General features: G+C 60.6%; 7 protein-coding genes and 4 pseudogenes. 10 read left to right on the top strand and 1 reads right to left on the bottom strand.

The features are described 5' to 3' along the window. Positions 1 to 1,570: 1,570 nt before the first annotated feature. The 3 genes and pseudogenes from KJQ96_RS37145 to KJQ96_RS37155 form a co-directional block, all read left to right on the top strand. Positions 1,571 to 1,699 (top strand): annotated as a pseudogene (locus tag KJQ96_RS37145) (ATP phosphoribosyltransferase); the annotation flags it as partial. A 36-nt stretch (positions 1,700 to 1,735) separates the two neighbouring features. Beyond that, the gene (locus KJQ96_RS37150; protein WP_213291024.1) at positions 1,736 to 2,782 is read left to right on the top strand and encodes a glycosyltransferase family 2 protein; all 1,047 of its coding nucleotides are present in this window, start codon (positions 1,736 to 1,738) and stop codon (positions 2,780 to 2,782) included. Beyond that, positions 2,779 to 3,149, top strand: a pseudogene (locus KJQ96_RS37155) (ChbG/HpnK family deacetylase); the annotation flags it as partial. The gene KJQ96_RS37150 and the pseudogene KJQ96_RS37155, both read left to right, overlap by 4 nt. 338 nt (positions 3,150 to 3,487) lie before the next feature. Here the strand turns inward: KJQ96_RS37155 and KJQ96_RS37160 are convergent. Next, positions 3,488 to 4,177 carry a class I SAM-dependent methyltransferase gene (locus tag KJQ96_RS37160; protein WP_213291025.1) on the bottom strand — a complete coding sequence of 230 codons (690 nt, stop codon included), beginning with the start codon at positions 4,175 to 4,177 and terminating at the stop codon, positions 3,488 to 3,490. Positions 4,178 to 4,305: 128 nt separating this feature from the next. On the opposite strand from KJQ96_RS37160, the pseudogene KJQ96_RS41000 reads away from it, so the two are divergent. The 7 genes and pseudogenes from KJQ96_RS41000 to KJQ96_RS37195 all read left to right on the top strand — a co-directional run. Further along, a pseudogene (locus KJQ96_RS41000) lies at positions 4,306 to 4,877 on the top strand (IS5 family transposase); the annotation flags it as partial. A 280-nt stretch (positions 4,878 to 5,157) separates the two neighbouring features. Next, positions 5,158 to 5,409: a transposase gene (locus KJQ96_RS37170; RefSeq protein WP_213291027.1), complete on the top strand. Its 252-nt coding sequence runs from the start codon at positions 5,158 to 5,160 to the stop codon at positions 5,407 to 5,409. Positions 5,410 to 6,089: 680 nt separating this feature from the next. Continuing rightward, a pseudogene (locus tag KJQ96_RS37175) lies at positions 6,090 to 6,437 on the top strand (helix-turn-helix domain-containing protein); the annotation flags it as partial. A gap of 265 nt (positions 6,438 to 6,702) precedes the next feature. Further along, positions 6,703 to 7,782, top strand: coding sequence for a tyrosine-type recombinase/integrase (locus KJQ96_RS37180; protein ID WP_249735002.1), 1,080 nt, complete (start codon positions 6,703 to 6,705; stop codon positions 7,780 to 7,782). Continuing rightward, positions 7,779 to 8,645: a tyrosine-type recombinase/integrase gene (locus tag KJQ96_RS37185; protein ID WP_213291028.1), complete on the top strand. Its 867-nt coding sequence runs from the start codon at positions 7,779 to 7,781 to the stop codon at positions 8,643 to 8,645. The genes KJQ96_RS37180 and KJQ96_RS37185 overlap by 4 nt, the downstream gene beginning before the upstream one ends. Positions 8,646 to 8,709: 64 nt before the next feature. After that, positions 8,710 to 8,850, top strand: coding sequence for a site-specific integrase (locus KJQ96_RS37190; RefSeq protein ID WP_213291029.1), 141 nt, complete (start codon positions 8,710 to 8,712; stop codon positions 8,848 to 8,850). A gap of 197 nt (positions 8,851 to 9,047) precedes the next feature. Further along, on the top strand, positions 9,048 to 9,704 hold the full coding sequence (locus KJQ96_RS37195; protein WP_213291030.1) for a tyrosine-type recombinase/integrase: 657 nt from the start codon (positions 9,048 to 9,050) through the stop codon (positions 9,702 to 9,704). Positions 9,705 to 9,859 lie beyond the last annotated feature (155 nt).

A 9,859-nucleotide genomic window follows, 5' to 3' on the forward strand; every position in this document is an offset into this window, starting at 1 on the left:
GGGCGAAATTCCTTGCTCATGGCTGCGCAAGGAATCAGACTCGCTCCCTCTTGACATAGTCACTACTCAGACAGGCTCCTAAGATTAGTTCGATTAGATTTGCGGTCAGCCATTCTGAAGTCGGTCCTGCCTCCAGGCCCACCCGCCCAATTTGACCGGCCCATGGTTCGAGGTACTGCACAATCGATGGCGCGTCCGCCAACGTCGTTCCCTCCCGGATAAGCTTTCCGGTCTCGTCCACCGCACATATCGCGACGGAATTCAGTGAAACATCGAGGCCGAGACGTAGATCATGACTTCCTCCTTTGGATGGAATCGATCCATGATCATCAGTCAAAACGTGCTGCGCGGCAAATAGTCAAGCGATCAAGACCGAATACCCCACTTCTTCGAGTCGGCTCGGCTTCATCCATCTCGCTCCGAGGTGATGGACTCTACCAATTCTTGGAGGAGATTGCGGGGTTCAGGTCAGTTAGAAGCTCCTCGAGGCTGATATCGATTGCAATGGGCCTCCTCCACGAGGCTAGCAGGAAGTGACCTATGCTGAGATATAAGCACCCAATGGCAGGACGTCGTCGATCTTGTTGGATCGGACTTTACAGCAGATACGGTCTCAATCTCGCCGACGAAGGTTTGTACCTCAACTTCATCGCCAACCCATTCCACTACGCAATCAATCTTCCTCCGTCCCTTTTCGGCTTCGTCTATCACTGCCATATCAGCGGGCGGTTGGCGACATCGCAGTGCTGCGCATGGCGAATGTCACACTTACCATGGCCCTGGGCTGGATTCTCAGCTTATGATCTGGGATTGCCCGCCTTCTCTTGGTGCTGGCTGCTCAGCCCCGATTCAATCGCTCTTGACGGTGATGATCGGCTTGCTACTACCCCACCGGCCAGGGCGCATCCGCCAGGTCTTGAGGTGGATCCTGGTCAGCGTTGGCGGCTGGTGCTGCATCATGGCCAATCCGACCACCGCTGCGGCCATTGCCCTCGTCATTATGCTCTATGTCTTCTTTTTACGCCAAAAGTCGCTGCTGCCCATGCTTGACGCGGCGCTGGTCGCTCTCGCGCTACTGATCGTGACCGCCTATTTGATCGACGGCGGCATTACCGGGCTGGTGATCAGTACGGTCAACAGCGCTAAGATGGAAATCCTGCTGGGCGGCCGGGCACGAGGTGTCTCGCATGTTTCGGATCGATTGGCTCGCCATCAGTCGCTCGCAACTCGCTATCGCGTGTTGGTGGCGATAGCCTTTCTGCTCAGTATTCTCGTGGGGTCGACGCACAAGTTGCTTCTATCGCTGGCTCTCGCTGCGGTGTTGATCGTAACAATAGCGATTGCGCTGCCGGGGACCGATCCGATCAGCATCGAGCCGTCGACCCTGTTCCTGGTGCCGGCCTTCACATGCCTTGGCGCGATGTTCTATCGTGAGGGATTGGTTTTGCGCGCCCAGACCCCCACCGAGCATCGCTCTAGCGCTAAACTTTTTGGTCCTGCCGCACCTGCTCGCACTGGGCACTGCTGGCAATTACTGGCGCATCGGTGCGAGGGCCGCCTGTGCTGGATGCAGCTTTATGGGCTCGTCAGCTTTCTGCGGATCAATGGCGCGGACACGGTGTCGGTGGCTTCGCTGGATTATGTATTCGACCAGGAGAACCCGCTGTTCGCCCGGCTCGAGGCGTTCCTGCGGATTTGACTGCTGCGCTGCGGGGCGAGTTAGGAAATCTGATTGATGATGCTGGGTAGCGACGTCTCAAGCCTGTCCACGACCGCGGCCACTGCCGCGGCGAAGGGACTGTCGATTGTCGTGCCCGCCTATAACGAGGCGGCGGGCATTGCAGCACTCCATCAACGGATCTGCGACCTGGCCAGGGTGCTGCGGCAGCGCTACGGACTCGGTTGCGAAGTCGTCTATGTCGATGACGGCTCTAGCGATGCGACGCTTTCGATCGCGCGCACGCTGCCAGCCTCTTCGCTCGACGTTCAGGTGGTTTCGCTGTCACGCAATTTCGGCAAGGAGGCCGCGCTGATGGCCGGGCTCGATCATGCCCGCCGGGGTGCCGTGCTGTTCATGGACGGCGACGGCCAGCATCCGACGGCGCTGGTCGAACAGCTCGTCAGCCATTGGATCGAGGGCGGCTATGACGTGGTCTATACCGCCAAAGCCCATCGCGACAATGAATCCCTGCTGCGCCGCCTTTCGGTGCACAGCTTCTACGCCCTAATCAACTGGGGCGCGCGGCAGAAGATCCCGGAAGATGCCGGCGACTTCCGCCTGCTCTCGCCGCGCGCAGTCGCAGCGCTGCGGCAGCTTCCCGAGCACAACCGCTTCTTCAAAGGGTTAGCGAGCTGGATCGGCTTCCGCCAGATCCAGGTCGACTACGAGCCGGCGCCGCGCGCGCATGGCGTCACGACCTTCAGCTTCATGCGGCTGCTTGGCCTGTCCATCGAGGGCCTGACCTCATTCTCGGTGGCGCCCTTGCGCTTTGCGAGCCTGCTCGGAGTGCCCTTGGCGTCGGCCGCCTTCTTGTTTGGGCTCTCGATCATCTGGGAAGTCTGGGCCACCGGAAAGCAGGTGCCCGGCTATCCGTCGCTATTCGTCGGCCTCATGACCGTCGGCGGCGTGCAGTTGATCATGATCGGCATCGTCGGCGAATATATCGGTAAGATCCTGTCGGAGTTGAAGGCGCGGCCGATCTACTTCGTCGCCGAGCACAGCGAGAAGCAGTTCGAGACTGAGGGGCGCGAGAGCGCGAACGAAAGGACCCCCGCGGAATGAGCGTCCCCGCACGGCCTGCGCCAATCTGGATGTGCGCCCACGATACGGCATCAGCCCTGGCGTCAACCGAGCGATCTGCGACCTGATCGCGCGTGGCCGCCTCAACGCCACTTCCGCCATGGTGGTCGGTCCAGCGCCGCGATGAAATCTCTGCGCTGCAGAGCGCAGCAGATGCGAGCCCGCGCTGCGTGATTGGGCTGCACGCCACACTGACGGCGCCGTTCCAGCCGCTCTCCATGCATTTCCGTCCTCTCGACGGTGGGATTTTCCTCCCCTTTCCAAACTTGTGCGTGCGGGCCTGCTGCAAGAGCTCAATCCCGAGATCATCGATGCCGAACTAAGGCTGCAACTTGCTCGATTGGGAGAATGCCCTCCTCGGCGATCCGCTATTCGTGACACGATTGCGCCCGAAGCACTGACGCATATGGCCTGTGGGGCGTACGCAATGCTGATCGCAACGAGGTTGCACGGGCGAGGAATACCCCGATGGCTGCGGACCGGCCCTCGCAGCGGAGCTAGGAGTTGGCATATTTGTCGGCGTGGGATCGCAGGCCGAATACGGGCCATGTGGCCGCGCGATCCGCGAAGACGAACCAGGATAAAAGCGATGCACCGCTCCCCCAAGGACGCTTCCGCGACCTGATGATTATTTCACCACCAGCGACGAATCTTCTGATTAATCTTAACTCTCGGTACGACCTCCGGTCAGTGGTGCGCCACGAACGTCATGCGCCACGGATTGTGCCCGATGTTGCGCGGTGCGCGCATGGCACTGAATCCGGCCGCGCCAAGTTTGGCGATCATCTCGTCTTGGCTGCAGCGCTGCAGGCCGATCCTTTTGCGCAGTTGCCGGTAGTCGGACAGCGCGGTGCTAATCAGCCCGATCAGAGCATCGCGCAGGAACCCGTCGGTCGCCGCAAAGCGCAATAACGCTAGCACGTCTCTGATCATGCCGACCCCGGGCGGCAGGATGTCGCCGAGCACAAAACGGCCCGCCGGCTTCAGGAGCCGGTGGATCACCTCGAAGGCGGAATCCAGTTCCGCCGGCGTCATGTATTGCGCGACCCCATTCATCACGACGAGATCAACCGAGTTCTCGTCCATCTTTTTGAGATCGTCGAGCGAGCGCACGCGGATCTTGGTGTTGGGCGCGAAGCGCGCGTTCAGTCGGCCGCGCACGCGGGGCGCGGGCTCGGCTAGATAGAGCTTGGCGCAGGCATCGGCGACCTTCGCGGCCGAGAGCGCCTCGCCGCAGGCATAGTCCAGCACCACGGCGTCGGGCGAGGTGATGTAGCGGATGATGTCGCGCGCGATGGCCTCAAAATGCAGGTCGCGGTGCAGACTGCTCACATAGATCGTATGCGTGGAATCGTAATAGTCGATCCATTCATTCATCGCGTTTGGTGTCCGGCAGCAGGGTTCCTGGCCCCAGGAACAGGTGGGTAGGTCATGCGTTAGGTCGTGTGCACTCATGGTATTCTCAAATCACTCGGAGCATGATTCAAGGCTGCTTTTTGGTAGGCTTGGGCGTCATGGGCCGACTTGTTTTGCGCGATGAGCAGTGGAGCCAGATCTCAGGCCTGATCATCGGCCGTCCTTACCAGCGCGGTTCGATAGGGCGAGAGAACCGCGTATTGGTGGAAGGCGTGCTCTGGACTGTCCGCACCGGTGCGCCCTGGCGTGACCTGCCGGAAGTTTTCGGGGAGTGGAACAGCGTCTTTCGGCGCTTCAGCCGCTGGAGGCGTTCGGCACCGGGTCTTCGATACCAATAACTTGTCGGACGACTCAGATTTCGAGTACCTGATCGTAGAGTCCACCGTTGTCCGCGCTCAACAGCATGCCAGCGACGCAAAAGGGGGCTCAAGAACCGGGCCATCGTAGCTCGCGCGGCGGCCCGAGCACAAAGGTCTTTGGCCGTGCGCGGACTGAGGTGCCCCGTCCACTTCATCCTCACTGCGGGTCAGAAAGGCGAAGCGTCGCAATCACCTCTGGAGGGCGCGCCTCCTGAGTTCGTCATCGCCGGTGCCGCCTACGACCCGAGCGCATTCGTAAGCTGCCGCCGACAACGCAGTGTCACCTCATCGAGTGCTGCTTCATGCCTGGATCCACGCAAGGTAATCTCGACGGCCGTAGCGTGGGCAGGTGGCAAACAACAAACCGAATCAAACCAAAAAGGACTCATAACAAATCAAACGGCGCATGATTCATCTCCTCCTGCTTATTTATCCCATTGCCCGTTCAAAATTCAGCGTATGAGGATTTGAAGCTCCGAACTATCGTGACACGGCAAATCTGCGACCAATCTCGATCCCTCGCTTCGGCGAGACTCGGAGCAGACATGTGAACCGCCTTGAGATAGGTCGACGGGGCGGTGGATGCGCACCGCGGCGGAGAAGACGCGGATTGTGGCCGAGCGCCTGATTCCGGGAGCGCGTGTGGCGGAGGTCGCTCGCAAGCATGCCACGTCGCCCTGGCAGATCTATGATTGGCGGAGGCGGTTTCGGGCGCCGGAAGGATTGATGCCAGACTTCGCAACGCTGATCGGGGATGAGTTTTCCGAGACTCGCCTGTCAGCAAGTCCCGGCAAGCAGCGCCGGAACGGATACCGATCCGGCTTGAGATTGTGATCGAAAATGTTCTGATCCGGACGGAGCCTGGCGTTGAGCAGCTGTGCGGCGGGCAGGATGCTGGAGGAGCTCGGGCCCAAACAGCTGCTCTGCGGGTCGGAGTGGCCGCACGTGACGGCCGCCCGCGCCTAAGCGCCATAAACGGCCCGCTCGGAAGCCGTACTCGTCCGGAGGCCCTCGATTTAGAAGACAGGCAAGCGTTCGGCGCTCGCTAAAAGCTCCCCTGATCGATTACGCGGTTTATTCTCGGTCGAAGCAACGCAGAACCGATCCACAAGAGAGGCGATCGGCACGATCGTCTAGGCTCGACTTCGCTTGCGGGGAGCCGGCACATCGAGGCGGCCATCAAGGCTTTCTCAGAACCGAGACGGCAATGCCCGCAGAACCAGTAGCCGCTGGCGGAGGCCTATAGTGAGAGGCTCCTGGGAGGGACCTCGTCGATTTTCAGATCACCTTTGCGCGCCGAAGTCGCTGCTGGGCGGATCGCCCGTGCTCCAGACGGCGAGCGCGCCGATGTGCCCGTGCTGATTCCGCTCGATGTCGCCCACCAGTCCGGAATGATCTCGCCCACCATTCCGGGATGATGTCGCCCGGGGGTGACGAGGCCTCTTCTGGCTCCGATACGATCCCGCCTTTCGGCTTTGCGAAGGGGGACCTGGATGCCGACGGAGAGGCTTGCGATGCGCCACGTGCGCGATGTGATCAGATTGAAGTCGGCCGGGATGCCGACCCGCGAGATAGCGCGGCGGGTGGGGACGGCCCCTTCGACGGTGCGGTTGACGATCCGCCGGTTCGAGGCATCGGGGCTGACCTGGCCATTGCCCGACCACATCACCGACACTGAGCTGGAGGCCCGGCTGTTCGCCAGCGCGGGAGCCGGTCCCGGCACCCGGCAGGGCCATCGCCGGCAGGCCGAGCCGGACTGGGCGGGGGTGCATCGCGAACTCCGGCGCAAGCACGTGACGCTGTCGATCTTGTGGGAGGAATACATCGCGGGCGAACCCGGCGGGTATCGCTATTCGCGTTATGTTGCGACCGGATTTATGTTGTGGAAGGAGCTATATTTGCGGGGATCCTGAACGCTGCGTCATTATTCACGCAACATAATTTGACGTCTGAGTAGCGAACTTTTGTCCAGGGAGGTTCGCTCTGAATCAGACAACTTATTCGGACCGCTTGACGGTGCTCCATGGTGATAACGCGCCATTCGCTAACGAGCGGTACCGGTACCTTGGCCACTGTGCAGAAGGCGGTGCGACTCCAGCTTCTCTTGAGATCAAGCGCAAAGAGCTGTTGTGGATTGCCGCGCATCTCGGTCCAGATGCTTCGGCGGGCGTCGACATCGAGGCGCTCCAACGGATCGCGACCGAGCGGCAACGCCTTCGTGGGGCTGTCACAGCTGCGCAAAGAGTGGTCAACATTGGACGACCTTGGCTTCGATTTCTCGGTTGGTGGCGTGAACCGACCGTCGTGTTCCAGTACCAGAGCCAACTCGACCAGTATGTGACGTGGATGCGCAATGAGCGCGGATTCACGCCATCGACGGTGGAGCAATGGAGTCGGATGATCGGCAGGTTCCTACGCTGGTGTGATCAGACAAACCGGCAACTTAGGGACCTTCAGCCTGAGGACGTTGACGCCTATTTCGTCACCCAGGCGACGGGACGATGGTCCCGCGTCTCCGTGGCCAACACAGCCTCGACCTTGCGGGGATTTCTGCGCTACGCGGCAAAGCAGGGAATGTGCACGGACCGCATAGCGGCGTCGATTTGCCGGCCTCGGCTCTATCAACAGGAATCGCTGCCGTATGCCCCAGATTGGTTCGATGTGCGGCGCATGTTGGCCGATGCCGAGACCGACAACCCCCGGGACATCCGTGATCGTGCGATTTTGCTGTTGCTTGCGGTCTATGGAATGCGCAGCGGCGAGGTGGCGGCATTGCGTCTCGATCAGATCGATTGGGAAGGTAGGACGCTACGGCTCTTCCGCCTGAAGCGCCGCCAGCCGCAGATTTACCCGCTGGTTTCCTCTGCGGCTGAGGCACTCGCCCGCTACGTCGATACGGTGCGGCCGCCGTCGTCACGCTCGGAAGTATTCCTCTGCATGCACGCGCCCCGTCGACCGTTGAAGGCAGGGAGCATCTATGATGTCGCTAACCGCAGATTTGTTGCACTTGGAATCGACGCTGCCCATCGCGGTGGCCATGCGTTGCGCCACGCCTGCGCCTCCCTGCTTCTTGCCGAAGGTCTGTCGATAAAGGAGATCGGGGACCATTTGGGACATCGCAGCGCGGCGTCAACCAGCATCTACGCCAAGGTGAACATGCAGGCGCTTCGCGAGGTCGGAGCGTTCGACCTGGGAGGCCTCCAATGATGCTGACCAACGTCGTCGACGCCTATCTGGCCAAACAGCGGTCACTGGGGGCGCGTTTCGAGTCCGCTGAGGTTCTGCTCCGCAGGTTCTGCCGAGCGATGGGCAATCGGGATATCGGCGAAGTCACCCCAGAGGCGGTAGCCGAGTTCCTCCAAGGCAAAGGATCGCTCAGTGCCACCTGGATGCTGCGATATAGGGTTTTGAGCGGCCTTTATAGATTCGCCATCAGTCGCGGGTACGCGGCATCCTCCCCACTGCCGACAACATTTCCAAAGCTGCCGCCGCAACAAACGCCCTATGTTTATTCCACGGAAGAACTGCGCCGCCTGTTGGACGCGACCTCGATCCTGAAGGTTGGGCATCGCCCCCACGTGCCAGCTATGTACCGTACGCTCCTCTTGTTGCTGTACGGAAGCGGCATGCGTATTGGCGAGGCGCTTCGTTTGGTCTTGCAAGACGTGGATCTGACTGATCAGGTCATCACCGTCCGTGACACGAAGTTCTTCAAAACGCGCCTCGTGCCAATCGGACCAAAGCTCAACCAGGAACTGGTCGAGTACGTCGAGCGCCGTCGCCGGCTCCCTCTGCCGCGCGGGAAAGGATCTCCATTATTTACTACGCGCGGCAGTCTACCGTGGCACTATGTGCGGGTCATCTCCTGGTTTCAGCATGTCCGCCGAGCCGCCGGAATCAGTTGCCCTGTCGGCGAGCCTCGACCTCCACGGCTGCACGATATTCGCCACACAGCCGCGGTGCACCGGGTGATCGCATGGTATCGCTCCGGCCAGGAGGTGCAACGACTGCTTCCGCAACTCGCAACCTACCTTGGCCACATCGATATCCGTTCAACCCAGCGCTATTAGATGACGCCTGATCTCCTCCAGGCGGCCAGCGAGCGCTTTGCTCTGTACGCGATGGAGGCCGACCATGAAGGATAAGAGCCTGCTTGGTCCGTGGATCCGGCGGTTCTTGCTGGAACATCTGGTCGCCGAGCGCAATCTTTCCCGCAACACCCAAGCCAGCTACCGCGACACACTGACATTGTTGCTGCCGTTTGCCAGCAAGTAGGGAGGCTGCGCCATCGATCGCATGACCGTGGAAGATCTGACGCCGGAAGTCGTCCGCAAGTTCCTGGACCACCTGGAGCGCGATCGCCAGTGCAGCGAGGTTACCCGCAACCAGCGGCTGGCGACCATCCATTCACTTGCGCCTTTATCGGGACGCGTTCGCCGGTCCACCTGGCCTGGTGTTCCGAGATACGAGCAGTGCCGTTCAAGAAGACGACCAAGACCGCGATTGGATACCTCGAAAAGGCCGAGATGGACGCGTTGCTAAACCAACCTGACCGACGCACGAGTCTTGGGGTGCGCGACCATGTTCTGCTGCTTTTCCTATACAACAGCGGTGCTCGCGCCGATGAGGCAGCAAAATTGACGGTCGGCAATCTCCAACTGGGCGCGTCCCCGTCAGTGCGACTTCACGGCAAGGGAAACAAGATCAGAATCTGTCCATTGTGGTCAACGACGGCAACCTCGTTGACTCGTCTTGTGGCCGACCGGAGCAAAAGTGAAGCGGTCTTTCTCGGGCGGACGAACCAGCCTTTGACGCGCTTCGGAATACACCGTCTCGTGACGCAATATGCCGCTATGGCGCGCGAAACGGTGCCGATGTTGGCGACGAAGCGCGTGAGCCCACATACGGTTCGGCACACAACGGCCGTGCACCTGCTGCGCGCCGGCGTCGACATCAACACGATCCGTGCTTGGCTGGGCCACGTGTCATTAGACACCACGCACATCTATGCTGAAGTCGACCTGGAGATGAAAGCAGAGGCGTTAGCCAGGGTCGATATCAGCAGCCTGAGGCCGCCACCTCGGCAACCCTCTCTCCCGTCGTTGATGGCATTTCTGAAGGCCCTGTAGGCCGAAAGGTCACACTCTTATGTTGCGGAGCGAGCCGAGGAGGTTGGCGAAATCCTTGGCTCACTCCAGCAGCGACAACATAAATCTGGCCGCAACATAACGGCTGTACCCGTAACCATCCGGGTAGGCCGCGCGATGCTCCTCCCACAATAGCT

Origin of the sequence: Bradyrhizobium sp. sGM-13, assembly GCF_018398875.1 — a bacterium.
GTDB lineage: Bacteria > Pseudomonadota > Alphaproteobacteria > Rhizobiales > Xanthobacteraceae > Bradyrhizobium.

Excerpts from the sequence above, each read along its gene's own strand:
- KJQ96_RS37150 (WP_213291024.1), top strand. The coding sequence starts at position 1,736 with ATGATGCTGGGTAGCGACGTCTCAAGCCTGTCCACGACCGCGGCCACT.
- KJQ96_RS37160 (WP_213291025.1), bottom strand. The coding sequence starts at position 4,177 with ATGAATGAATGGATCGACTATTACGATTCCACGCATACGATCTATGTG.
- KJQ96_RS37170 (WP_213291027.1), top strand. The coding sequence starts at position 5,158 with ATGCGCACCGCGGCGGAGAAGACGCGGATTGTGGCCGAGCGCCTGATT.
- KJQ96_RS37185 (WP_213291028.1), top strand. The coding sequence starts at position 7,779 with ATGATGCTGACCAACGTCGTCGACGCCTATCTGGCCAAACAGCGGTCA.
- KJQ96_RS37190 (WP_213291029.1), top strand. The coding sequence starts at position 8,710 with ATGAAGGATAAGAGCCTGCTTGGTCCGTGGATCCGGCGGTTCTTGCTG.